Origin of the sequence: Pseudanabaena yagii GIHE-NHR1, from assembly GCF_012863495.1 — a bacterium.
GTDB classification, from domain to species: domain Bacteria; phylum Cyanobacteriota; class Cyanobacteriia; order Pseudanabaenales; family Pseudanabaenaceae; genus Pseudanabaena; species Pseudanabaena yagii.
The window spans coordinates 3,013,784-3,038,811 of the sequence record NZ_JAAVJL010000001.1 but is presented as its reverse complement, the minus strand read 5'-3'; the positions used below and the strand labels follow the sequence as shown (position 1 = coordinate 3,038,811).

The window sequence follows — 25,028 nt, the reverse complement described above, 5'->3', positions numbered from 1 at the left end:
TATCACAAATAAGTTGCGCTTTTCAACCACAAAAAATGTCAACAGTTATTGAGTTCTTATAGCCAAGCGATCGCTTCTTCAGTTTGAGATCTCTCCTCAGATTTGAGCCAAGGCATTAGTAATTTAGCCCTGAGCATTGCTAATTGCGATCGCGCCTTGCTCGGATCAGCATTGACGATTACTTGAATCTTTTCAAGGGTTGATGAATTTTGTCGTGGTGGTTCTTTAAGTTTGTGCCATTTTGAGATTTCGAGCATCATTGGACTGGGGCAAGTTGAGGCGATCGCTACTTGCTGCTCAAAAGTCATAATATGCTTGTATCCCTCTTCCTGTATAGGCTTTAAGGTTTCATCAGGAAATTTGGAGACTTCGGGCAAGGAGACGGGATTGATTTGATTAGGTTTTTCTTTTTTGGATTCAGGAAAAAACACTTCATTAGGATCTTTAACTGTAACAAGGCTTTCTGTAATGATTTTAGGATTTTGGAAAGTTGGCTGTTTTTCTGTTTTTTCTGATTCTGGTGCGTTGAAATCATTGCTGGTGTTTGTGTTACAGCTTTTGATTAGGGGTTGCCATAGTTTTTTGATTTCGGGTTTGTATAGGGTGGTGGGGCTGCATTTGGCGATCGCTCTAATTGCGGCGATCGCTTCGCGTACTTTGCTGAAGGCTTGAGTGCTTAATTGGGCGATGGCTTGGGTAATTCGCTCGATGGCAGTTGGTTTGTTTTCTTGTTGCTTTTGCTTTTTTTTAGTTGTGGCATTGGTTGTGAAGTTGTTTTGGTTGTTTGGTTGGCTGCCGTAGGGATAATGGGTCATCATTACGCTTTGGGCGGTATATATTGCTCTGCTTTCGATTTCTCTAGTGTGATTGGAGTATTGGTAGAATCCTTGGCAGTTTTTGGCGGTGGTGGCGATCGCTTGGGCTAGTTCGTTGGTGTCGTCAATTCCGTCAAATACGCGATGCTTGATCGCGATCTGAAATAGCATTTCGTTGGTTTGTCCTTTGCCTGTCCAGCCGATCGCAATCCTTGCTTCGATGTTGGTTCTCCATTCTGTGCCTTTGCCCTGTGGTTGAGTTTGATAGTTTTTTGGTTTTGGGGCTTTGGCTATTGCGGTTTCTAGTAGTTCTGGGTCTTGGGCGATCGCGGCTTGGATCCACAGGTTTAGAAATGTTTCTAGGGTTTGACTGTGGGGCTGGAGGTCGTCGTTGAGGATATAACTATTTTCTTGTAGGGTTTAAGCATTTGCACCACAATATTCAAACTCCTCACCACAATATCGATCCGCAAATGCTTAAACCTCGTTGCTCTCACCGATAAATTATGACTGCGTTATGAGGTTTAGGCGTAACATTACCGTTTGATGATCGCAATGATCTGCGTAAATGGTGACGATATTCTTGCGTGTAAAATTCGCTAAAATAATCCGATGCGAACTGACACGATCTTTTTTCAGTTATTTCAAACCTTTGATGGCTTGCTATTTGAGTTGGTGGGATTACCACCCGAAACAGCAGCAGGATATCGCTTTACTTCTGTGGAAATTAAGGAAAAAGCCTTTCGCTTCGATGGCATTTTCATCCCAGAAGCATTGGATAAAAATATTTGGTTTGTGGAGGTGCAATTTCAAAAACGAGCAGAATTTTATTGGGAGTTTGTTGGCGAGATATTTCTGTATTTGAGCCAATACAAGCCTGAGCAAGATTGGCAAGCTGTCGCGATATTTGCAAAGCGCAATATTGAGCCTGAAGTACCAAAACAATTTAGAACACTATTTACTGATGGACATATTGGACGGATATATCTGGATGAGTTACCAGCAAATCAGTCGTTGCATTTAGAACTAGTGAGGCTGATCGTTGCGCCGAAGAAAGAAACAGTAGCTTTAGCAAAGCGGTTGGCTGGTCAGGTGGGGCAAGTAGAGCGCGAGAGGATGATAGAATTTATTGAGACAGTTTTGCTGTACAAGTTTCCCCAAATGAGTCGAGAGGAGGTTGAAGCGATGTTTACATTAGGTGATCTCAAGAAAACAAGGGTTTATCGGGAGGCAAAACTTGAAGGCAAACTTGAGGGCAAACTTGAGGGCAAACTTGAGGGTAAACTTGAGGGTGAAAAGATTGGGACACAGCGTGGTCAAATACTAGGACTGAAGCAAGCTGTAGTAAGACTATTAACTCGGAAGTTTGGTAAGGTGACACTGAAGACGCTTAAGCGGTTGGATAAGCTATCGGCGGAGCAGTTGGAGGATTTGGCGGAGGCGGTGTTGGATTTTGAGAAGGTGGCGGATTTGGAAGCATGGTTGTCAAGTAGAAAGTAAAAAGTAGAAAGTAGGGGTTAAGCATTTGCGCCACAATATTCAAACTCCTCACAAAAAATCTCGATCGCGAAAAATGCTTAACCCTCTTTGCTCTCGCCGATCGCTTGTGGCTGCGTTGTGAGGTTTGGGCGTAGCATTACCGTTTGGAGGTTGTGGTGAAATGCCTAAATGGTGGCGGTAATGCTTCGCCCCTACGATAATTTTTACTTTCTACTTTTTCCTTTTTCCTTGCTTGGGTGAATGTTTAAAAAATTCGGGGAGATGGAGAGACAAGAAAATTTAGTGATATATTGACTTTGCGGATCGTAGGGTTTGGGATGTAATCGCGCCCAAAAGCCCCAAAACTCGCGCACTTTTTCCTTTTGCCTTTCTACTTTTTCCTTGCCAAATTATGATGCCCCATCGCAAGAAATCATCGAAACTCGCTCACTTTTTCCTTTTGCCTTTTTCTCTTTGCCTTGTTGGTGGAGTGGCGGTGAGTGAGGTGGTGCTGGCGAAAACAGCAGAGGAGCGCAAGGCGGAAGAAGATCGAATCTTAAAGTCATGTCGCGATAATTTGAATGCTCAAAAGTTTCAAGAGGGATTATTGGCTTGTCAGGGAGCGTTAGAGGATTTCAAGAAAACTGATAACTTGAGGGGACAGGGGATTGCAATTACTAATATCGGTTTTGCCTATGCCTCTCTCAATCAATATCAAAAAGCGATTGATAATTTGCAACAAGCTTTAAAGATCGTAAGGGAAGTCAAAGATCGGCGAATTGAGGCAATCTCTCTAGGGAATCTGGGAAGAGCTTACGTTTCCCTCAACAAATATGACAAAGCGATCGAGGTTTTTCTACAAACTTTAGTAATCTTACGGGAAATCAAAGATCGTCTGGGTGAGGGCAGAGTGCTGATAAGTATTGGACTTGCTTACGATGCCCTCGGCAAATATGACAAAGCGATCGAATACCAACTGCAAAGCTTAGCGATCGCGCGGGAAATCAAAGACCGTCTCGGTGAGGGAGCCTCGCTGGGAAATCTGGGACTCGCTTACCGAAAACTCGGCAAATATGACAAAGAGTTCGAGTTCCAACTGCAAAGCTTAGAAATCGCGAGGGAAATCAAAGACCGTAGAGGCGAGGGACAGTCGCTGGGAAATCTAGGACTCGCTTACACAAACCTCGGAAAATATGAAAAAGCGATCGAATACCAACTACAAAGTTTAGCGATCGCGCGGGAAATCAAAGACCGTCTCGGCGAGGGGAATGCGCTGGGAAATCTAGGACTCGCTTACACAAACCTCGGAAAATATGAAAAAGCGATCGAATACCAACTACAAAGTTTAGCGATCGCGCGGGAAATTAAAAACCGTCTCGGTGAGGGAAATGCTCTGGGAAATCTAGGAAATGCTTACTATTCCCTCGGCAAATATGACAAAGCGATCGAGAACCTACAGCAAGTATTAGCGATCGCAAGGGAAATCAAAGATCGTCTCGGCGAGGGGAATACGCTGGGAAATCTGGGTGGTGCTTACCAAGAACTCGGCAAATATGATAAAGCGATTGAGTTCAATCTGCAAAGCTTAGAAATCAAACGGGAAATCAAAGACCGTCTCGGAGAGGGAAGGGCGCTGGGAAATCTGGGTCAAGCTTACCGAAACCTCGGTAAATATGACAAAGCGATTGAATACTATCTGCAAAGTTTAGCAATCTCGCAGGAAGTCAAAAATCGTCAGGGAGAAGGGGAAGCGCTGGGGAATTTGGGACTTGTACACAGTTCCATCGGCAAATATGACAGGGCAATCAATTTCCATCTGCAAAGCTTAGCAATCGCACGGGAAATTAAATACCGCCGTGGTGAAATCAGTGAACTAAATAACTTAGCTATTGCCTACGATAACCTGAATCGAGATCAAGAAGTGATGATTTCTCTTCAGCAAGCATTGACCATTGCTAGAGAAATCGGTGATAGGAATGTCGAAGGTTATGCTCTCGCAAATCTAGGAATTGTATTATCCAGAGCCAAACGCCCCGAACTAGCGATTCTCTTTTACAAGCAATCGATCAACGTCCGCGAAGCGATTCGCAAAGACATCAAAAAACTCGATAAAGACCTCCAACAATCCTATTTAGCCACCGTCGAATCTACCTATCGCGCCCTCGCAGACATCCTTCTCCAACAAAACCGCATCATCGAAGCCCTGCAAGTCCTCGACCTCCTCAAAGTCCAAGAACTCGAAGACTACCTCAAAAACATCAAAGGCAGCGACAGATCCGCACAGGGAGTCAGACTATTAGCGCCAGAATTAGCTATTAGCGATAAGCTGTTAACCATTAACCCAGACAATAGCCAAGACATCAACAATCAACTTGCCAATCAAATTCAACAACTTCCCAAAACCGAAATCAACAAAGTTCCCGACTATCTCAACCAAATCCCACAAGGAACCGTATTACTCTATCCATTCATCTTAGGCGATCGCCTCGAAATTATCCTCTTTGCCCCCAACAACCTCCCCATCCGCCGCACCACTAAAATCTCCAAAGACCAATTAGAAACCTTAATTAATGACTTTAGGTCAGGACTCCTTGATGCTGGTTCTGAGGACTTCAAAGAGCCATCAATCCAACTCTATAACCTCCTGATTAAACCCATCGAAGCCGAACTTGTTCAATTCAAAGCCAAAACAATCCTCTATGCCCCCGATGGACAACTGCGCTACATCCCCATCGCCGCACTCTATGACGGTAAACAATGGCTAGTTGAGAAATACCAGATTAGCAACCTCATTGCCTATACCCTTTTTGACTTCTCATCCCAACCCAAAAACGCACCCAACATCCTCGCAGGAGCCTTTGGCGGAAAAGCAGGCGATCGCAAGTTTGGACAAACAGCCTTACCTGCAACCGTCAGAGAAGTCCAAGCGATCGCCAACTCTTTCCAAAACTCAGTCACCCTGATCGAAGAACAATTTAGTCGCCAAGCCATTGAATCGAAATTCAAAAACCATAATATTCTCCACCTAGCCACCCATGCCGAATTTAACACTGGTGCGCCAGACAACTCCTTTATCATCTTTGGCAATGGCGACAAAATCCGTCTCAATGAAATTACCGATTGGCAGATTCCCAATATCGATTTGATTATCTTGAGTGCCTGTCAGACGGGAGTAGGAAAACTTGGCAGTGGTGTAGAAATCTTAGGCTTTGGCTATCAGGTGCAGAAGGCAGGGGCAAAACAGGCGATCGCTTCGCTCTGGTCTGTCAATGATGATGGGACTCAAGCTTTGATGGCAGCTTTTTATCGGGAATTGCAAAAAGGTGATGTCACAGCGATTGAGGCTTTGCATAGAGCACAAGTCACCTTGATTAAATCAGACAAGTTTAATCATCCGAATTACTGGTCAGCATTTTTTGCGATCAGCAATGGCTTGTAAGTATAAGTAGCTCAACTTAATTAAACCCAAAAACCAGAGTTTGTTCCGCCCGCGTAGCAGGCGGAACAAACTTCTGGGTTTTGGGTTACTACTGAACACGGAACAAAATTGCAATTTTTCAGACTATTTTGAACGTAAAAGCATCAGATGCTCAACAGAAATTTGTATGAACTACCCAAAGATCATCGCGGCAAGTTTAGTAGCTTTAGTTCAAGCTTGTAGCACAACTTCCACAAAAGCTCTAGACAATACCCCAATATTGCAGGAATCGATCGCAGGATCTGGGAGTAAAGCTCAAGTTGCGCCTAATTCTTCTAAGAATCCAATTAATGGAAGTTCTGCCCAAAAGATAAATACTGAACAGCAAAATGCTGAAGTTGAGCAACAGAGCAATGCACCTCTACCTGTCTCCTGTGCAAAAGAGGAATACACAAGTTTCTTTGAGCAATTTGTGCGTGGCAAAGATGATCAGGGTAATGAGATTCGCTATACCTTTACATCGCCCTATGTGCAAGTTAGAGATTATCAAGATCCTAGTAAGCTTTTGGAGATGATGAGTAGGAAGAATGATGAATTTAGTATTTCTATTAGAGATTACACTTGGGTACAGCTAGTTCCATCTCAAGTTGATAATGCTCCCTATACACGCTTGAAGTTAGACATTCAGCGAGTGAATGATAAAACCTTTCGGGTGGATTACATCAAGGCGCAATACGCAGGAGTGGATGAAAAGGAGCAGCTAGTGCGAACCTATGGCGAACCCAATGCTTATATTTTTGAACATCGCAATGGTTGCTGGAATCTCACCCAAAAATTGCAATCAACTAAGCGATCGCCAAAGGATAATGCTCCGACAAGTAGCAGAGCAGCGATTGAATCCCAACTAACGCAACAAATGCCCTATGGTGATTTACGCAATATTTTACTGAAGAATGGTTGGCAACCTGTAGTTACGCCAGATTGCAAAATCAACGTTGGTGGCAAAGCGGAAGTTTGTGATCAACTGCCTGAAGTCGAGGCATGTAGTGGCGATGGATATTGCCTGATGAATTTTGCGAATCAAAGTGATGGCTCAAAGTTGACGGTTACAACCTATGGCGACTATCGCGATTGGCGCACCACAGGTCAAGAGTCGAAATTACGGGTAACACGCTGGCAATAGCTATGCGAGGTACAGAAGTTAGTTTCCCCGTCAAAGGCGGAGAAACTAACCAAACGCTATAGATGGGATTGAAGATAAAAAAATTTTCGGGTATCGTTTGTTGAGACCGCGAAAAAGCGTTTTACTAATTCAGGTTTAAGGCTATGAATAAAGGTTTGGGTATCACCATTGCGGCATTGTTAGTTGGCTTACCTATGCAGGGTGTGATCAGCGAGGCAACAATGGCTCAAGCAGTAACAGAAGACCGCAAAGTAAATGCAGATCAATTGCTTAATTTAGGGCTGCAAAAATATCAAGTTGGTCAGTTTGAGGCAGCTTTACAGGGATGGCAACAAGCCTTGGCAGTCTATCGAGCAATCAAGGATCGTCAAGGAGAAGGAAAATCGCTAGATAATCTGGGAAAAGCTTACGAGTCGCTTGGTAAATATGATGAGGCAATCGCATCGCATACAAAGAGTTTAGAAATCGCAAAAGAGCTTGGCGATCGTCGCAGCGAAGCAGAATCGCTAATCAATCTAGGTGTGGTCTATCGCTCTCGTGGTAACTATGCTCAGGCGATCGCATACCATGAACAGGGTTTAGCCATTGCCCGTGAAATTGGCGATCGCCGTGCTGAAGGCTCAGCTTTAGGTAATTTGGGGATGAATTACTATGCTCAGGGCAACTATCCGAAAGCGATCGATTATCATGAACAGCGTTTGGTGATTGCTCGCGAAATCAATGATCGCCAAGGTGAAGGCAATGCGATGGGCAATCTTGGCAACGCCTATCGCGCTCAGGGCAAATTTGCAAAAGCCATTGAATATCAAGAAAAGCGTTTAGCCATTACTCGCGAACTCAAGGAAGTACGCGGCGAAGGACAGGCTCTCGGTTTCCTCGGACTGGTGTATCGTTCCCTTGGAGACTATCCCAAATCCATCGAATATTACCAACAGAGCTTAGCGATCGCGACCAAGATTAATGATCGACTAGGTAAAGCCAAGTCTCTGGGGTACTTGGGTAATGTGTATTACGATCTAGGGGACTATCCATCGGCAATTAAATATCATCAATCCAGCTTAAAAGCTGCTCAGGAAATTAAAGATCGGCGAGGGGAAGGAAAGTCCTTAGGATATTTAGGCAACGCTTATGAAGCTCAAGGGAAATATGATGACGCGATTAAATACTACAATTCCAGTTTAAAAATTGCCCGTGAAGTTAAAGATATCCGTGGAGCAGGAAAGACATTAAGCTCCTTAGGAAGTGCTTACTATCATCTGGGAGACTATAACCAAGCGATTACCAATCATCGATCAGGATTAGAAATTGCGCGTAGTATTAAAAATCGTGATGGCGAGAGAATTGCTCTTAGTAATCTTGGTTTGACTTTCCAAAAATTAGATCAACCTGATTTAGCGATTGTTTTCTATAAGCAGTCAGTCAATGTCAGTGAATCCATCCGCCAAGATATTCGTAAATTAGATCGCGATTTACAGAATTCCTATTTAAGTAATATTGAAGGTTCCTATCGCCGCCTTGCGGATTTATTGCTGAAGCAGGGTCGCGTGATGGAAGCGCTCCAAATTCTCGATTTGCTCAAGGTACAAGAACTTGAAGACTATCTCAAAAATGTTAAAGGTAGCGATCGCTCGGCGCAGGGAGTGAGACTATTAGCACCAGAGAAGGCGATTAGCGATAAGCTATCATCAGTGAGCTTTGACAATAGCAAGGAAATCAATAGCCAACTTGCCAATCAGATCCAGAAACTTCCTAAATCAGAAATCAACAAAGTTCCTGACTATCTGCAACAAATTCCACAGGGAACTGTCCTTGTTTATCCTTTAATTTTAAGCGATCGCCTTGAAATTATTCTCTTCTCCCCAAATTCGCTACCCATTAGCCGCACTGTCCAAGTCTCAAAAGAACAACTTGAATCTCTAGTTAGCGAATTTAGGGCAGGACTGAGAGACAGTTCTTCAGAAGACTATAAAGAACCTGCGATCGCTCTTTATAAAATCTTGATTAAACCCATCGAAGCTGAACTCACACAGGTGAAAGCTCAAACTATTCTCTATGCCCCCGATGGAACTCTGCGCTATATCCCGCTTGCGGCTCTCTATGATGGTCAAAAATGGATGGCGCAAAGGTATCAAATTAGTAATCTGATAGCCTATAGCCTCTCCGACTTTTCGTCCAAGTCCAAAATCATGCCAAATATCCTTGCAGGAGCCTTTGGCGGTAAGGCAAGTGAGAAGAAGTTTGGGCAGCAAGCCCTACCTGCAACGATTACAGAAGTACAGGCGATCGCCAATACCTTCCAAAATTCCGTTGCCCTCATCGAAGACGAGTTTAGCCGCCAAGCTACGGAAGCTAAATTTAAGGACTATAATGTGCTGCACTTTGCGACCCATGCCGAGTTTAACCAAGGTGTGCCAGACAACTCCTTTATCATTTTTGGCAATGGTGACAAAATTGGTTTAAGTGAAATCGCGGCTTGGCAGATTCCCCATGTGGAATTGATTGTACTCAGTGCTTGTCAAACTGGTGAGGGCAAATTGGGAAGTGGTGTAGAGATATTAGGCTTTGGTTATCAAGTGCAAAAAGCAGGCGCAAAAACGGCGATCGCTTCTCTCTGGTCTGTCGATGATGTGGCAACGCAGGTACTGATGAAGTCTTTTTATCAAGAATTTCAAAAGGGTAATGTCTCTACGACAGAAGCTCTAAATAAAGCCCAAATTTCCTTGATTCGTTCATCAGAGTTTAATCACCCTAAATACTGGTCAGCATTTTTTGCGATCGGTAATGGACTTTAAGCGTACAACTGGTTTAATTACTGAAGAATTCAACAATTAGGTTACTAATATGGCTTCTCAAGCATTCTGTCTATTCCTCTTAACTGGGATTTGTAGCGTCGGTGGTGGTTTATCGCTGGCAATGTCACCCATGAATGTCCAAGCTCAACCAATGCAATGGCGAAAATTTGAAGCCGATCGCCTATTCAATCAATCCATTCAACAGTTTCAGTTGAGCCAGTTTCGTGAATCTTTGACATCTGCTGAGCAAGCATTACAGATTTATCAAGAAATCAACGACTACCCCAGTCAAGCCAATGTGCGCCTATTACTTGGCAATATCTCTATAATTTTTAGTCAATATGATCGCGCCATTAGTTCTTTTAAGCAAAGCCTAGAACTTGCAAGGCAATTGCAGATTACCAATTTGGAAGTGAAAGTACTCAATAATTTAGGAGCTACTTACTTTGCCTTAGGACAATATCAAAAGGCAATTGAGCATCATCAACAAGCGCTCAAAATTTCTCAAAACCTTAGCGATCGCCAAGGAGAAAGCCTCAGTCTTGGTCTTTTAGGCAATAACTATGTGGCTCTGGGACAATATCAAAAAGCTTTAGACTTCTATCAGCAATATTTAGCCGCCACCAAGAACATCGGTGATCGCCAAGGAGAAGCCTATGCTACAGGAAATATTGGTAATACTTATGCTTATTTAGGTCAATATCAAAAAGCAGTGGAATGGCTTCAGCAGAGTTTACAGCTTGTCCGAGCGATCGCAGATCGTCGTGCTGAAGCGAAAGCGCTCGAAAATCTGGGTAATGCCTATGGATACTTGAACAAACACCAGCAAGCCAATGATGTATACCAACAGGCGCTAGTCATCTATCAGCAAATTGGCGATCGCAATGGTGAAGCCACAGCTTTGGGTAATTTAGGCAATACCTTGAATAGCCTTGGACAGCACCAAAAAGCGATTGATTATCTACAACAGAACTTAGAGATTGTCCGCAATATCAAAGACCGTCAAGCGGAAGGTGCAACCTTAGGCAATTTGGGCAATGCTTACTATGCGCTCAAACAATATGAAAAAGCATTAGATTTGTATCAGCAACATCTCACAATTGTGCGGGAAATTGGTGAACGTAGGGGAGAAGCACAGGCAAATGCGGAGATTGCCGCGACTCTAGTTAATCTCAATCAAAATCACTTAGCGATCGCTTTCTACAAGTCTTCGATCAATATCACCGAAGCTATCCGTAAGGATATTCGTAATCTCGCCCAAGCCGATCGCCAATCCTATTTAACCACCGTAGCTGATCGCTATCGTCATCTCGCGGATCTATTGCTCAAACAAGGGCGAGTCATGGAGGCCTTACAAGTCCTTGATTTACTGAAGGTGCAAGAACTAGAGGACTATTTTAAAAATATCAAAGGTAGCGATCGCACGGTACAAGGGGTAAGGCTTTTAGAACCAGAGAAAGCTGTTAGCGATAAGCTATTAGCGATTAGCTTTGATAATAGTAAAAATATCAATACTCAATTATCTAATCAGATTCTGCAACTCCCCCAAACCGAAATCAATAAAGTTCCCGACTATCTCAAACAAATTCCCAAGGGAACTGTATTACTCTATCCATTCATTTTAGGCGATCGCTTAGAAATCATCCTCTTTTCATCGCAGAATCTCCCCATCCAGCGCACCGTCAATATAACTAAAGATAAATTAGAAGCGTTAGTTGCCGAATTCAAATCTGGGCTGATCGATGCTGGCTCTGAAGACTATAAAGAACCTGCAATTGCGCTCTATAAGCTATTAATTAAACCTATTGAGACAGAACTAAGTCAAGCTCAGACAATCCTCTATGCCCCTGATGGCATTTTGCGCTATATTCCCCTAAGCGCTCTCAATGACGGCAAGCAGTGGATTGGTGAAAAATATCGCATTAGCAACCTCATTGCCTATACCCTTTCCGACTTCTCTCCGAAACCTAAAACGCAGCCACGGATTCTCGCAGGAGCCTTTGGTGGTAAAGCGGGAGCCAAAAAATTTGGACAACAGGGCTTACCTGCTACGCTCAAGGAAGTAATAGCGATCGCCAATTCATTTCAGGATTCGATTACTTTAATAGAGGATGATTTTAGCCGTGCCAATACTGAAGCCAAATTCAACAGCTACAATATTCTCCATTTTGCAACCCATGCTGAGTTTAATGACGGTGTGCCTGAAAATTCGTTCATCATCTTTGGCAATGGTGATAAAGTCCGCTTGAACGAACTGACCAATTGGCAGATTCCCAATGTGGAATTAATTGTCCTCAGTGCCTGTCAGACTGGGGTTGGCAAACTCGGTAGTGGTGTGGAAATACTAGGCTTTGGCTATCAGATTCAGAAAGCTGGTGCAAAACAGGCGATCGCTTCTCTCTGGTCTGTTGATGATGCAGGCACACAAGCACTCATGGAAGCATTTTATAAGGAACTTAAAACAGGTAATGTTACGACTGTCGAAGCATTGCACAGAGCGCAAATTTCACTGATTAAGTCATCGCAGTTCAATCATCCTAAATACTGGTCAGCATTTTTTGCGATCGGGAATGGGTTGTAGACAGTATGCGATCACGATTACTTTTTGGGCTTCTGAGGCTTTTTATTCGATAGCTTTTGTAGTTTCTGCACTTGCTTAGTGGTCAGTCCAGTCAGTTGGGCTACGACATCTACAGCAATATTAGAACGCAGCATATTGAGGGCAATTTGATTAGTTGCTTCAGCTTTGCCTTTAGCCTCACCTTTGGCTAAACCTCTAGCCTCACCTTCAGCTAAACCTTCATGTAATATTTCTTGATAAATTACTGATTCTTTCATGATGTCGCTCCTGAGTAATCTTTGGATGATTTCTTTGCTTAGGGCTATACCAGATATTATAGCGGTCGAGGCTGCGACGTTACTTTGGAGTTGCTTGTCGGTAATATTTGCAATTTGTCTCGCTACTTGTCTTAGGGTTTCTTCGGGGGCGCTGGTTTGGGTTAGTGCCGCAAAGGGTAATAGTCCTTGATATTGCTGAAATATTTCTGTTGGTTGTTCCCATAGTCTGATCACATGGAAGTTATGGATTAGTTCTCCAAGGTCAAATGTGGTTTCATGGACTAGGTGCGATCGCGAGGGGCTGAGATAAATGACGACTTGATGGACTTTCCTTTCGGGATATTTGCGATATAGCCGTAGTCGGTAGTCGGTCATGCGGAAGGGGATATTTTTATTTGGCTCGGTCTGAAATTCGATGTGTAGGATGATTTCATCGGATTCGAGAAATATTACTGAGTCGGCGCGAATTGGTTCGACTGTGAGTTCGGATTGTTCGATTTTGGTTAGGGTGATGGGTTTGCCTAGTAGCCAACTGGCAAAGTCGGTGGAGTAGCTTTCTGCGAGAAATTTACAGACGTTATCGATCATTGCAGGGTTTGATCATTTCACAAAAATTAAGTAGCTAGGCATAAGAAAACTTAAAAAGCTTAGGTTGAGATCCCCGACTTTTTTTGTGAATTTGCAAATAGTCTTTGCTAGCTTAGAAAAAGTCGGGGATCTGTGCATTTACAGGTTTCTTTTGACGATCTACTTTATATCACCTAGTAGATAGTTTCGATTTTGGGTTGGTTATGTTTTTTGTAACGAATAGCTGTTTTGGGGAATATCGCTTTATGCTGGCTGGTATGCAACTGCGGGTTTTGATGTAAACGTGAGGATGTGGGCGATGAATAAGGTGATCGGTATCACAATGTTGACTTTTTTATCTTATGGGCAAGTGCAGATAGTGATGAGTGAGAGCGCCCAAGCACAAACGACTCAAGCCCGCAAAGCAGAAGCAGATCGGCTGTTGCAACAAGGAATTCAGCAATGCAAAACTGGACAGTGCGAGGCAGCTATGCAGTCATTTCAGAATGCACTGAATATCTATCGGGAAATCAAAGACCGTCGCGGCGAGGGAAAGGCGCTGGGAAATCTGGGAATCGCTTACGATGCCCTCGGCAAATATGACAAAGCGATCGAGTTCCAACTGCAAAGCTTAGCCATCAAGCGGGAAATCAAAGACCGTCTCGGTGAGGGAAATTCGCTGGGAAATCTAGGAAACGCTTACGATGCCCTCGGCAAATATGGCAAAGCAATCGAGTTCCATTTGCAAAGCTTAGCAATCGCGAGGGAAATCAAAGACCGTCTCGGTGAGGGAAATTTGCTGGGAAATTTGGGAAACGCTTACGATGCCCTCGGCAAATATGACAAAGCGATTGAGTTCCATCTGCAATACTTAGCGATCGCGAGGGAAATCAAAGACCGTCTCGGTGAGGGGAATTCACTGGGAAATCTGGGAAATGTTTACTATGCCCTCGGCAAATATGACAAAGCGATCGAGTTCCAACTGCAAAGTTTAGCGATCGCGAGAGAAATCAAAGACCGTCTCGGTGAGGAAGCAGCGCTGGGAAATCTGGGAGGTGCTTACATGTCTCTCGAAAAATATGACAAAGCAATCGAGTTCCAACTGAAAAGATTAGCAATCGCGCGGGAAATCAAAAACCGTAGGGGTGAGGGGAATTCGCTGGGAAATCTGGGAATCGCTTACGATGCTCTCAGTAAATATGACAAAGCGATCGAGTTCCATTTACAACGATTAGCGATCGCGCGCGAAATCAAAGACCGAAGTGGCGAAATGTATGGGCTGAATAATTTAGCTGTTGCCTACGGAAAACTAAATCGAGATCGAGAAGCAATGATTTCTTATCAACAATCATTGACCATCGCTAGAGAGATCGGCGATAGAAGCACCGAAGGTTTAGCTCTCTCAAATCTGGGAATTGTATTATCCAAAGCAAAACGCCTTGAACTAGCAATTCTCTTTTACAAACAATCGATCAACGTCCGCGAAGCGATCCGCAAAGACATTCGCAAACTCGATAAAGATATCCAAAAATCCTATTTAGAAACTGTTTCTAGCAGCTATAAACGTCTTGCCAACCTCCTAATTCAGCAAGATCGCATCATGGAAGCCCTCCAAGTCCTCGATCTCCTCAAAGTCCAAGAACTCGAAGACTACTTCAAAAATATCAAAGGCAGTGACAGATCGGCGCAAGGTGTCCGACTGTTAGAACCAGAGAAAGCGATGAGCGATAAGCTATTAGCGGTTAGCTTTGAGAATAGTCCTGAAATTAACAGCCAACTTGCTAAGCAGATCCAACAACTTCCCAAATCCGAAATTAACCAAGTCCCCGAATATCTCAACCAAATCCCACAGGGCAACGTCCTGCTCTATCCCTTCATCTTAGGTGACAGACTGGAAATCATTCTCTTTGCACCCAATACATTACCAATTCATCGCACAGTTGCCATCAAACAAGATGAGCTAACTGCTTTAATTACAGCACTCCGCTCAGTACTGCCAGATCAATATTCAGAAGACTTTCGAGAACCATCGCAAAAACTCTATAAATTGCTGATTAAACCCATCGAAAGCGAACTCATCAATAATAAAACCACCACTATTCGCTATGCTCCTGATGGTATTTTGCGATATATCCCCATCGCTGCTCTCTATGACGGTAAACAATGGCTAGTAGAGAAATATCGGATTAGTAATCTCATCGCCTATAGCCTTAGTGATTTTAGTCCTCAGACTCAAATAGAGCCAAGCATTCTCGCGGGAGCCTTTGGCGGTAAAGCAGGCGAGAGAAAATTTGGACAGGAACCATTACCTGCGACAATTGCCGAAGTTCGCATGATCGCTAAAACATTACCCAACTCCAACACCCTCGAAGAAAATGCCTTTAGTCGTCAAGCCACAGAAAGAGACTTAAAACAGCACAGCATTCTCCACCTTGCGACCCATGCCGAATTTAACACAGGTAGTCCCGACAACTCACGCATCTTCTTTGGTAATGGCGATATCCTCAAGTTGCGCGAAATCTCTGACCTATCCCTGCAAAATATTAACCTAATTGTATTGAGTGCCTGCCAAACGGGTTTAGCGGGATATAGTGATGGGATTGAAATTTTGGGCTTTGGTTATCAAGTTCAAAAAGCAGGGGCAAAACAGGCGATCGCTTCGCTTTGGGCTGTCAATGATGAAGGTACTCAGGCTTTGATGGAAGCATTTTATCGTGAACTCCTAAGTACAGGACAAAAATTTAATGGAGTTAAAGAAGGCTTGAGAATTGAGATGTAAGTCAAAGATGATGTGACGAAGGAAATCAAAACCAAGGCGAAAAATGCTTTTAGGAAGACGACCGTGTTTTTTAGGCTTGAGGGGATTTAGTTGAGCCAACCAAAGCCCAGAAGAAAAAGCCCAACATAAAGCCAGAGTAAGCAAAGCAATTAGTTTGGAAAGACGTTCAGGATCTTGAAGATGAGTGGACTCCAAACAAAAGCCACGGGTTTTAAAGCACCCGAATAAAGTCTCAATAGCCCAACGCTTAGCATAGTCAGCAATAGCCGTATCAGGGTCATGAGTCGTCGCGACAATTAATAAATCGCCATCATCAAGACGCATAGCGGCTATACGAAGCCAATGGTTCCAAACCTTTCTGGGCTTGGACAATACTTTGGACTGACCAACTTGGAGGTCTTGAAAACAAATGTCGGCACGCAGTTTTTTCTGCCCGTCATTGAGCAAAGTATTTTTACGGCGGATACGAAAACGGTTACATGGTTCACACAACAAGTAATCTAACCAATCCTCACCGACAAACTCTCGGTCTGCACTCAAAAAGTCGATTTTGCGGTCTCCAAATATTTCCAGAAATCGATTACACAATTCACAGCGCTCACGGGTGTTTGAGTTACCTTTTTTGTCCAGCATCATCCATACCAACGGGAATGCAATACCGTAATGCACTATTCCCAATGTCAGCACATTAAACACGGTTTTACCGAATTCCCAATCGGTGCGGTCGATAGAAATTACCCAAGGTTCGGGATTTGCATGACTTTGACGACCATGAGTGCGATCTTTTCATAGTCCACTTCAAAGTCTCGAAAAAATCTCTGTAACCTCTTATAGTGTGATTCGACTTTGGCATAACCACTAAATCCTGTGGCAATTTCAGCTAGGTTTACTGTCTTTACTCGCATTAGCGCGATCAAGAACATGGACACAAAGGCTAGTCTTGCTCTATTCCATTGCAGATGTTGCTGCAACTTTTCTCGGAATAGGTTAATCTCTTTCATAGGGGTTTTATTTACGATGTGGTTATCTTTTATAAAACCCCTCCCTGCCTACTTTTGCAACTTTTTGTCCTGTACTAAGCGTGAACTCAAAAAAGGCGATGTTACACCCACTGAGGCTTTGCGTAGGGCGCAAGTTGCTCTGATTAAATCAGCAAACTATAGTCACCCTAGCTACTGGTCAGCATTTTTTACGATCAGTAATGGACTATAGCAACGGTAATTGTATAGAAGGTTTGCGTGGCAAACCTTCTATACAATTAGCATAAGAAAAAGCCTTGCTTAGCAAGGCTTTTTCTTATGGTTTATCTAGCAGGAGGTAGAGAAACAGGAGGCTTCTGGCTAATGTTAGTTTCTTCTCTAGCTTTTTCTTTTTTGCGAATATCGCGACGCTTCCAATACTCTTGGAGGTTTTCCATGTAGACATAGAAAACAGGCGTGATGTAAAGCGTGAGCAACTGGGAGAATAGCAAACCGCCAACTACAGCTAAACCTAAGGCTCGGCGAGATTCTGCACCTGCACCAATACCGAGGGCGATCGGTAAGGTTCCCATTAAGGCAGCGAGGGTGGTCATCATGATCGGACGGAAGCGTACTAAACATGCCTCGTAGATTGCATCATAGGCGGTACTGCCTTGTTTACGAGCACCGATCGCAAAGTCCACCATCATAATCCCGTTCTTTTTGACGATTCCTACTAAAAGAATCACACCGACAAAGGCGTAAACATTGAGTTCACTACCGAAGATCAATAACGTGAGCAACGCACCAAATCCTGCGGAGGGTAAGCTGGTGAGAATCGTAATTGGATGAATGAAGCTCTCGTAGAGAATCCCTAAGACAATGTAGATGACGAGAATTGCGGCTAAGAGCAACAGTCCTAAGCCCTGTTGCGAGTCTTGGAATACTTGGGCTGTCCCTTGGAATTTTCCTGAAGCAGTGGCGGGTAAGGTTTCTCTAGCAAGACTTTCAATTTTACCGACGACATCACTAAGGGAAATCCCCGGTTTGAGGTTAAAGGAAATTGTGACCGCAGGTAACTGCGATAGGTGATTCACCGATAGCGCCCCTACAGTCTGTTTGAAGGAGGCAAATGTACCGAGGGGAACTAGTTGTCCATTACTCGATCGCACCGATAGCAATTCCAGAGATTGCAAATCCTTTTGATATTCGGGCATGACACCCATAATCACAGCATATTGGTTATCAGAGCCATAGATCGTCGAGACTTGACGGGTGGAATAGGCATAGGATAGGGCTGATTCGATTTGGCTAGCGGTGATGCCTAATGCCGAAGCGCGATCGCGATCGATTTCAACGGTAACTTGAGGATTCTTGATCTGCAAATCACTACTGACATCTTGGAGACTGTCGAATTGGCGGAGCTTTTTCTCTAGTTCAGGTACAGTGCCATAAAGTTTTTCAATATCAGTATCAGAGATAGTGTATTGATACATTGCCTTAGTAATTTGTCCACCAAGGCGAATCGTGGGTGGATTTTGCAAGAAACAGCGAATACCCGCAACCTTTGCCAATTTGGGACGCAGTTCTTGAATGATTTGGTCAACACTGCGCGATCGCTTACTACGTTCTTTTAACCGCATAAATAAGCGTCCGTTGTTAGGCAAAGAGATAAATCCCGAAGCCCCAACCGTCGAGTTAATCGCTTCGACATCGGGGTCTTTGCTGACAATATCGGCGATTTTTGCTTGCAGCTTAGACATATCCTCATAGGAGATGCCTTGGATGGCTTCGGTGGTAATCAATAGCTGGTTAAGATCGTCATTGGGAATGAATCCCTTCGGTACTATCCCAAACAGGACAACTGTGGCAATTAAAACGGCTACGGAAATCGCTGAAGTGACACGGTGATATTTGAGCGCCTTCCGCAAACTCCACGCATAAAAGCGCTGGAAGAATCCCCCATCATTGTCATGATGACCATTGCTACCGTGACCATTATTGTGACCATTCAGGTTTTCGTGACCATGACCATTGCTAACAGTGAGATCATCAATCCCATCATCGCCAAGAACCTCTGTATGATTAGTGGGAATTGGTTTACCACTATGGGGCGCATGTTTGAGAAAGCGACTGCAAAGCATCGGGGTCAAACTGATGGAGACAAATCCTGACACCAGAATGGCGACACTAATGGTGACGGCAAATTCCTGAAATAGGCGACCGATAATGCCAGCCATAAACAGAATCGGAATAAATACCGCCACCAGTGAAATCGTCATCGATAGCACCGTAAAGCTGATCTCTTTAGAACCATCGATCGCTGCTTGATAGGGCGATTTACCCATTTCTAGGTGACGGACAATATTTTCCAGAACAACCACAGCATCATCGACCACAAAGCCTACAGATAGGGTCAATGCCATCAAAGAGAGGTTATCGAGGGAATAGCCCAGTTTATACATCACCCCAAAGGTGGCGACGATGGACAATGGCACGGCAACGCTGGGAATCAAGGTAGCGTAGAAATTCCGTAGAAATAGGAAGATCACCATGATCACAAGGGCGATCGCTAAGAGTAAGCTGAACTGCACATCTTCAACGGAATGGCGTACAGAGATCGAGCGATCGTATAGAATTTCCATATCGATCGCCGCAGGAATCTGTTCGCGGAAAGTGGGTAGTAACTTCTCTAAAGTCTCCACAATCGCCACAGTATTTGTCCCCGGTTGACGTTGAATCGAGAGCACAATACCCCTTGTGCCGTTATACCAAGTGGCAAGGCGATTGTTTTCCACGCTGTCGGTGACATTGGCAATCTCGTTCAAGCGCACAGGCGCACCATTGCGATAGGCGGCAATGAGCTTACCGTAGGAAGCAGCATTTTCCAGACCCGCATTGGTATCAATGGTCAAGGTGCGATTTTCGCCATAGAGGGTTCCCGTTGGCTGATTAGAGTTACCCTGCGCGATCGCTGTAGCAACCTCATCAATCCCAATACCTTTCGTTTTTAATGCTTGCGGATCGAGTTCAATCCGCACCGCATATTTTTGAGAACCTTGGACGGTAACGAGTGCGACCCCATCGACGGTGGATAACCTCTGCGCTAGTAAGTTCTCCGCATATTTATCAACTTCCGCTAGGGTCAGCACATCGGATTTGAGAACAATAAAGAGAATCGGCAGATCGGCAGGATTGACCTTACGATATTGGGGCGGATTGGGGAGGGTCGGTGGCAATTGCCTTGCAGCTTTAGCGATCGCGGCTTGGACATCCTGTGCGGCTCCGTCAATTTGGCGATTGAGGTTAAATTGCAAAGTAATCGTGGTATTGCCAAGGGCGCTGCTGGAGGTCATCGAGTCCAAACCTGCGATCGAGGAGAACTGCTGCTCCAACGGTGTCGCCACCGAAGATGCCATCGTTTCAGGACTAGCCCCCGGTAATGTCGCTGTCACGCTAATCGTGGGGAAATCCACCGTTGGCAAATCACTAATCGGTAATAGGCGATAACTGACAAACCCAAAAATGAGAATCGCCAGCATGACGAGGGTAGTCATGACAGGACGACGAATAAAGGGTTGAGTAATGTTCATCGGGAATGGGGGATTGGGAATGGGGGATTGGTGGAAAATCGCAATTATTTTTTGTCTTTCTTCTCTTGTTGATCGCCTTTTTCAGGTTTATCCTTTTTCTCAGAATTCTGATTTTGAGCTTCTTTGATCTCAACCTTGGCATTGGGTGAGAGGGCAAATTGACCATCGACCACTACCTTCTCACCAACCTCCAAACCACTAGCGATCGCTGATTCATTACCAACAGCATTAGCTACCTTGATTTGGCGAATCTCTACGGTGTTATCAGCTTTGACAACATAGACAAACTGACCTTTCTGCCCTGTTTGGATCGCCTGCGTAGGGATAGAAAGTGCATTCTGTTCTTCTGTCAATTTGAGAATGACATCCACGCGCTGACCGGGCGCAATGCGATCGTCTAGGTTGGCAAAGGTTGCCTTCAGTTGGACAGTGCCTGTAGTCGCATCAACCACACTATCAATAAAAGTCAGTTCTCCTTCCACAGGCTTTTTATCATTGCTAACGAAAGCTTGGACTTTGAGTTTGCTCCGTTTCTGATATTGCTTTACCTGAGCGAGGGACTTTTCGGGAACTGTGAAAGTTACATAAATTGGTTTAACTTGCACAATTGTTACCAATGGGGCATCAGCATCAGCCTTGACTAAATTGCCCTGATTCACCTTCAGACTACTTACTCTCCCATCTACAGGTGAATAAATTTCTGTATAGGAAAGTTGCACTTTGGCATTGTCGATTAAAGCTTCCCCTGCGGCGAGGTTTGCTTGAGCGGCGGCGATATCAGCTTTAGTAGATTCGGCTGCGGCTACGGTGGTATCGATCGCACTGCCTGAAGCATTTACATTTGCTTGAGAGACACTGGCATTGGTACGAAACTGCTCAGCTTGGGTACGACTAATTGCACCTTCAGCATAGAGACTGTCATAGCTTTTGCGTTGAAAATCGGCAAACTGTAGCTGGGCAGCATCGCGATCTTTGTTGGCCTTTGCCTGAGCAATGGTGGTTTCCGCACGGACTTGATTGGCAATCGCCTGTTGTAACTGAGCTTGATTACGCGCTTGTGCAGCGATCGCCTGTTGTAATTGAGCTTCTAGGGGACGTGGATCGATCCGAAATAGCAAATCTCCTTGCTTAACATCCTGTCCATCCCGAAAGCCTACCTCAATTAACTGTCCGCCAATCCGTGACTTTACCGCCACAGTGGAATAAGCCTCTACTACACCCGTACTGCGAATCTGGATGGGAAGAGTTTTTTGAACGACGGGGGCAACAACGACTGGCACAGCAGGACGAGGCTTCTCCTTGCCAGATTCGGCTTGAGATGAACCACAAGCAGTAAGCAAACTAGGGGTTCCTATCGAAACCGATATTAATATTAATGCTGATAAGAGAGGATACCGCATAGGTTTCAAGCGATCGTGATGATTGGGACTTATGCAAATGAAATCTACATAATTTGGGTAGATTCTGCTGTATGGTAATTGTTAACTTATCTAACTGTTAGTAGTACTACATTAATACATCTTTAGCGTCAAGATGAATGCATCACATAATTTGATTTCTCCACAACTGCCTACTTCACAATTATCAGCGTTATCATCGAGATTGGCTTGTGCTGCTAAGGTTGTGGATATTGTCCCTGCGGTGATGCAGCATATCTATACTGAAGTGCGCCAACAGAAATCTTCTTTTCTCACAATTCCACAGCTACGTGCTCTAGCCTTTTTGCAAACCAATTCCTGTTCGTCGCTCACAATCCTTGCTGAGTACTTGGGTGTGACGAGTGCATCTGCTTCTACGATGGTTGAGCGCCTAGTCCAAAAAGAATTTATTACCCGTACTGAGCATCCCACCTTGAGACGACAGATTGTACTTTGCCTGACGATCGCAGGGGAGGCGCATTTACAACAAGTTCGTCAAGTTACTAGCGATCGCCTTGCTGATAAGTTGGCACATCTACCGCCAGAGCAGCTCACTCATCTCATCAAGGGGCTAGAAGAACTCAGTCAGATATTTCGCTAGAGCGCCTTAATTGCCTATTTGGACTTGCTATCCAAAACATCAGGGCTAAGTAGCTGGGCATAATTAAAAACCAGAACCAAAACCTGTGGCGCACGCTGCGCGTGCGCCACAGGTTTTGGTTTTTTATATTTAATTGCACCCACCAACTTACTCATGTTTTGAGTTTCGTTCTAACAATTCGGGAGCGCTTATTGTTAAACTGGCAAGATATCTGACCATCTACTTCCTGCACCATGACCTGCCCAGTTCCCAAAGAGCAACAACCACTAAATGAATATATCGAGCTGAAAGAAGCTTTCTTTTATCGTTGGGCAAAGCTGGCGCGATCGCAATATCTGCGTGTATTAGCACTGATGTGGCTAGGATTTGTAGTTCTATTTTCGCCCGTTGCCATGAGCATTGAGTCGCCCAGTCGGCATTTATGGCAATTTATATGTGTGGCAAGTATTGGCGGCGCAGTGGGGTTAATTTTGCCAGTGCTGTTGTTGCTATCAGGCTGGAGTCATGTGAAGCAACGCCTTGATAGTCCTAAGATTTTCTACGAAGAATCGGGTTGGTACGATGGGCAGACATGGGAAAAGCCCGAAGCAGATTTAGCCAAGGATCGCTTACTGGTTGCTTATGAAATTAAGCCTGTGATGACGAGGTTACAAAAAACCCTGTTAGGCATAATTGTTTTTCTGGCTTTAGGTATCAGTTCTCTCAATATTTTCGGCTAGTTGTTATCCTTCATAATCGCAAAATAAAAATGGTGACGCTTTGCGTCACCATTTTTATTTTGCGATTTCACCCCTATGTAGTATGTCAATTCCGCCCCATAGGGTGAAGTTAATTGTGGAAAATATGACTTAACATATGTTTACAATAAAGCAAGACTAAATAGTAAAGCGACGAAAACCCTTTAAAGCTCATATTTAAATGAAGTATTGAAGGTTTTCTAGCTTAAAAAGCTGCGAGGTAAGGGAATATGACTGTTTTAGATCGATATTTTGAGCTTTCTGATCGCGCCACTGCTGATGAAGAAGCATTTCATGAGTTGGTAGAACTGTTTGCTGAAGAGGCTGAAGTACAGCCTGCGGGGGCGCGTAAGGTCGTTGGCAAAGATGCGATCGCTAATTTATATCGCCAGTTTTTCCAAAGTTATTCAGGAATGCAGCGTGTGTGGACGACCAGAAGGACGGAAAATGGACTAGAAGCTATTTGGGCGATCGCAGGCAAGCGTGATAGTGGTGAACTATTTGCGATGCAGGGAAGGCATATTGCCGAAGTCGATGCCCAAGGCAAAATCTACGCCTTAGAAGTTCATGTCTCCAAAGCTAATTAATTCATCTCCCGAAGCATATCTTGACAGTTTTGATAAGTTTGGTATTCATCTCGGTTTAGAACGAATTCAACAACTGCTCGATGCTTTAGGAAATCCCCATCAACAAATTCCCGTGATTCATGTCGCAGGCACAAATGGAAAAGGTTCTGTTTGTGCTTTTTTGCTGTCAATTTTGCAGGCGGCGGGTTATCGCGTTGGGCGTTATACTTCGCCACATCTGATTGATTGGCGTGAAAGAATTACGATTAACGGTGAATGGATTCGCGATCAGGATTTGCTAGAGGCTCTGCAACAAGTGGCAGCCGTGATTAATCCTGAATTTCCACCCACGCAGTTTGAAGTGATTACGGCGGCGATGTGGTGGTACTTCGCTGCCCAAAAAGTCGATATTGCGATCCTAGAGACAGGATTAGGCGGGAGATTAGATGCCACCAATGTCTGCGATCGCCCTTTAGTTTCTGTCATTACTTCCATTGGTCTCGATCATTGTCAGCAGTTGGGCAATACCTTAGGTGCGATCGCTTCCGAAAAAGCAGGCATCATCAAACCTAAATGTCCTGTCGTCATTGCCGAGAATGATGCTGAGACGATCTCGGTTTTGCAAGCAAAGGTAACAGAATGTGAGGCTCCTGTAACTTGGGTAAGTTCGGCTCAGCCTACAGCGACAGGGGCAATCTATCAAGGCTTTGAGTATCCTTTGTCATTATTGGGAAATCATCAGTTAATTAACTCCGCAGTGGCGATCGCCACAATTCAATCCTTGCGAAATCAGGGTTGGGAGATTAGTGATGCGGCGATGCGTACAGGCTTGGCTAATACGCAATGGTCAGGGCGATTGCAATGGATCGAGTTTAATCTTGATGGCAAGTTCCATAAAATCCTGATTGATGGAGCGCATAATGTGGCGGCGGCAGAATATCTACGGCAATTTGTCGATGAGGCTTTTCCCCATCGGCATAAACGTTGGGTCATAGGTATTCTGAATACAAAAGATCAAGCGGGAATTCTCAAAGCGCTTTTAGCTCCTGATGATTTACTTTTTCCTGTCCCTGTACCTAGCGCTGCAACTACTTCACCAGAGGATTTAGCTCAAATGGCATCTTCTATGGTTAGGGTTAAACCGTATCCTTATGCAAGTTTAACTTTAGGACTAGCAGCCGCTTTTGAGGATCAGCAAAATGATGTCGTTATTCTCTGTGGTTCTTTATATCTAGTAGGTGAGTTTCTCAGTCAAGTAGCAAGTACTTAGCTTTTCTCAATCA

Annotated in this window: 16 protein-coding genes and 1 pseudogene; 12 read left to right on the top strand and 5 right to left on the bottom strand. The window is 44.3% G+C overall.

Translation table 11 applies throughout. The features are described from left to right. Nucleotides 1–56: 56 nt before the first annotated feature. Nucleotides 57–986 carry a hypothetical protein gene (locus tag HC246_RS13855; RefSeq protein ID WP_169363890.1) on the bottom strand — a complete coding sequence of 310 codons (930 nt, stop codon included), beginning with the start codon at nucleotides 984–986 and terminating at the stop codon, nucleotides 57–59. Between the two features lie 80 nt (nucleotides 987–1,066). On the opposite strand from HC246_RS13855, the gene HC246_RS13850 reads away from it, so the two are divergent. The 6 genes from HC246_RS13850 (at nucleotide 1,067) to HC246_RS13825 (ending at nucleotide 12,268) form a co-directional block, all read left to right on the top strand. Beyond that, the gene (locus HC246_RS13850; RefSeq protein ID WP_169363889.1) at nucleotides 1,067–1,210 is read left to right on the top strand and encodes a hypothetical protein; all 144 of its coding nucleotides are present in this window, start codon (nucleotides 1,067–1,069) and stop codon (nucleotides 1,208–1,210) included. 217 nt (nucleotides 1,211–1,427) lie between these two features. Then, complete coding sequence (locus HC246_RS13845) at nucleotides 1,428–2,315, top strand: Rpn family recombination-promoting nuclease/putative transposase (protein WP_169363888.1); 888 nt, start codon at nucleotides 1,428–1,430, stop codon at nucleotides 2,313–2,315. Between the two features lie 391 nt (nucleotides 2,316–2,706). Further along, entirely contained in the window at nucleotides 2,707–5,733 is a 3,027-nt protein-coding gene (locus HC246_RS13840) for a CHAT domain-containing protein (protein ID WP_169363887.1), read from the top strand. A 166-nt stretch (nucleotides 5,734–5,899) separates the two neighbouring features. After that, complete coding sequence (locus HC246_RS13835; RefSeq protein WP_169363886.1) at nucleotides 5,900–6,895, top strand: hypothetical protein; 996 nt, start codon at nucleotides 5,900–5,902, stop codon at nucleotides 6,893–6,895. Nucleotides 6,896–7,038: 143 nt separating this feature from the next. Continuing rightward, nucleotides 7,039–9,687 (top strand): CHAT domain-containing protein, encoded by a 2,649-nt coding sequence (locus HC246_RS13830; protein ID WP_169363885.1) that lies wholly within the window; start codon nucleotides 7,039–7,041, stop codon nucleotides 9,685–9,687. Nucleotides 9,688–9,736: 49 nt separating this feature from the next. Beyond that, complete coding sequence (locus HC246_RS13825) at nucleotides 9,737–12,268, top strand: CHAT domain-containing protein (protein ID WP_169363884.1); 2,532 nt, start codon at nucleotides 9,737–9,739, stop codon at nucleotides 12,266–12,268. A 17-nt stretch (nucleotides 12,269–12,285) separates the two neighbouring features. Here the strand turns inward: HC246_RS13825 and HC246_RS13820 are convergent, their stop codons facing one another. Next, nucleotides 12,286–13,113 carry an Rpn family recombination-promoting nuclease/putative transposase gene (locus HC246_RS13820; RefSeq protein ID WP_169363883.1) on the bottom strand — a complete coding sequence of 276 codons (828 nt, stop codon included), beginning with the start codon at nucleotides 13,111–13,113 and terminating at the stop codon, nucleotides 12,286–12,288. A 361-nt stretch (nucleotides 13,114–13,474) separates the two neighbouring features. On the opposite strand from HC246_RS13820, the gene HC246_RS13815 reads away from it, so the two are divergent. After that, nucleotides 13,475–15,871: a CHAT domain-containing protein gene (locus tag HC246_RS13815; RefSeq protein ID WP_169363882.1), complete on the top strand. Its 2,397-nt coding sequence runs from the start codon at nucleotides 13,475–13,477 to the stop codon at nucleotides 15,869–15,871. Here HC246_RS13815 and HC246_RS13810 read toward each other — a convergent pair. Next, a pseudogene (locus HC246_RS13810) lies at nucleotides 15,815–16,872 on the bottom strand (IS4 family transposase). The gene HC246_RS13815 and the pseudogene HC246_RS13810 sit on opposite strands and share 57 nt — an antisense overlap. 64 nt (nucleotides 16,873–16,936) lie before the next feature. Here HC246_RS13810 and HC246_RS13805 point away from each other — a divergent pair. After that, the gene (locus tag HC246_RS13805; RefSeq protein ID WP_169363881.1) at nucleotides 16,937–17,083 is read left to right on the top strand and encodes a CHAT domain-containing protein; all 147 of its coding nucleotides are present in this window, start codon (nucleotides 16,937–16,939) and stop codon (nucleotides 17,081–17,083) included. 91 nt (nucleotides 17,084–17,174) lie between these two features. Here HC246_RS13805 and HC246_RS13800 read toward each other — a convergent pair whose 3' ends face one another. Further along, a complete protein-coding gene (locus HC246_RS13800; protein ID WP_169363880.1) occupies nucleotides 17,175–20,423 on the bottom strand; it encodes an efflux RND transporter permease subunit in 3,249 nt (1,082 codons plus the stop codon). Between the two features lie 44 nt (nucleotides 20,424–20,467). After that, complete coding sequence (locus tag HC246_RS13795; protein ID WP_169363879.1) at nucleotides 20,468–21,823, bottom strand: efflux RND transporter periplasmic adaptor subunit; 1,356 nt, start codon at nucleotides 21,821–21,823, stop codon at nucleotides 20,468–20,470. Nucleotides 21,824–21,956: 133 nt separating this feature from the next. On the opposite strand from HC246_RS13795, the gene HC246_RS13790 reads away from it, so the two are divergent. From HC246_RS13790 to HC246_RS13775, 4 genes are all read left to right on the top strand, one after another. Further along, a complete protein-coding gene (locus HC246_RS13790) occupies nucleotides 21,957–22,442 on the top strand; it encodes a MarR family winged helix-turn-helix transcriptional regulator (protein ID WP_169363878.1) in 486 nt (161 codons plus the stop codon). A gap of 233 nt (nucleotides 22,443–22,675) precedes the next feature. Further along, complete coding sequence (locus HC246_RS13785; RefSeq protein WP_169363877.1) at nucleotides 22,676–23,161, top strand: CGLD27 family protein; 486 nt, start codon at nucleotides 22,676–22,678, stop codon at nucleotides 23,159–23,161. 248 nt (nucleotides 23,162–23,409) lie between these two features. Beyond that, nucleotides 23,410–23,766, top strand: a complete 357-nt coding sequence (locus HC246_RS13780) for a nuclear transport factor 2 family protein (RefSeq protein ID WP_169363876.1) — start codon at nucleotides 23,410–23,412, stop codon at nucleotides 23,764–23,766. After that, nucleotides 23,747–25,015, top strand: coding sequence for a bifunctional folylpolyglutamate synthase/dihydrofolate synthase (locus tag HC246_RS13775; RefSeq protein WP_169363875.1), 1,269 nt, complete (start codon nucleotides 23,747–23,749; stop codon nucleotides 25,013–25,015). The genes HC246_RS13780 and HC246_RS13775 overlap by 20 nt, the downstream gene beginning before the upstream one ends. Nucleotides 25,016–25,028 lie beyond the last annotated feature (13 nt).

Bases quoted from the DNA above. Each gene is read 5' to 3' on its own strand.
- HC246_RS13855 (WP_169363890.1), bottom strand. From the start codon at position 986: ATGCTATTTCAGATCGCGATCAAGCATCGCGTATTTGACGGAATTGAC.
- HC246_RS13845 (WP_169363888.1), top strand. From the start codon at position 1,428: ATGCGAACTGACACGATCTTTTTTCAGTTATTTCAAACCTTTGATGGC.
- HC246_RS13840 (WP_169363887.1), top strand. From the start codon at position 2,707: ATGATGCCCCATCGCAAGAAATCATCGAAACTCGCTCACTTTTTCCTT.
- HC246_RS13835 (WP_169363886.1), top strand. From the start codon at position 5,900: ATGAACTACCCAAAGATCATCGCGGCAAGTTTAGTAGCTTTAGTTCAA.
- HC246_RS13830 (WP_169363885.1), top strand. From the start codon at position 7,039: ATGAATAAAGGTTTGGGTATCACCATTGCGGCATTGTTAGTTGGCTTA.
- HC246_RS13825 (WP_169363884.1), top strand. From the start codon at position 9,737: ATGGCTTCTCAAGCATTCTGTCTATTCCTCTTAACTGGGATTTGTAGC.
- HC246_RS13820 (WP_169363883.1), bottom strand. From the start codon at position 13,113: ATGATCGATAACGTCTGTAAATTTCTCGCAGAAAGCTACTCCACCGAC.
- HC246_RS13815 (WP_169363882.1), top strand. From the start codon at position 13,475: ATGAGTGAGAGCGCCCAAGCACAAACGACTCAAGCCCGCAAAGCAGAA.
- HC246_RS13800 (WP_169363880.1), bottom strand. From the start codon at position 20,423: ATGAACATTACTCAACCCTTTATTCGTCGTCCTGTCATGACTACCCTC.
- HC246_RS13795 (WP_169363879.1), bottom strand. From the start codon at position 21,823: ATGCGGTATCCTCTCTTATCAGCATTAATATTAATATCGGTTTCGATA.
- HC246_RS13790 (WP_169363878.1), top strand. From the start codon at position 21,957: ATGAATGCATCACATAATTTGATTTCTCCACAACTGCCTACTTCACAA.
- HC246_RS13785 (WP_169363877.1), top strand. From the start codon at position 22,676: ATGACCTGCCCAGTTCCCAAAGAGCAACAACCACTAAATGAATATATC.
- HC246_RS13780 (WP_169363876.1), top strand. From the start codon at position 23,410: ATGACTGTTTTAGATCGATATTTTGAGCTTTCTGATCGCGCCACTGCT.
- HC246_RS13775 (WP_169363875.1), top strand. From the start codon at position 23,747: ATGTCTCCAAAGCTAATTAATTCATCTCCCGAAGCATATCTTGACAGT.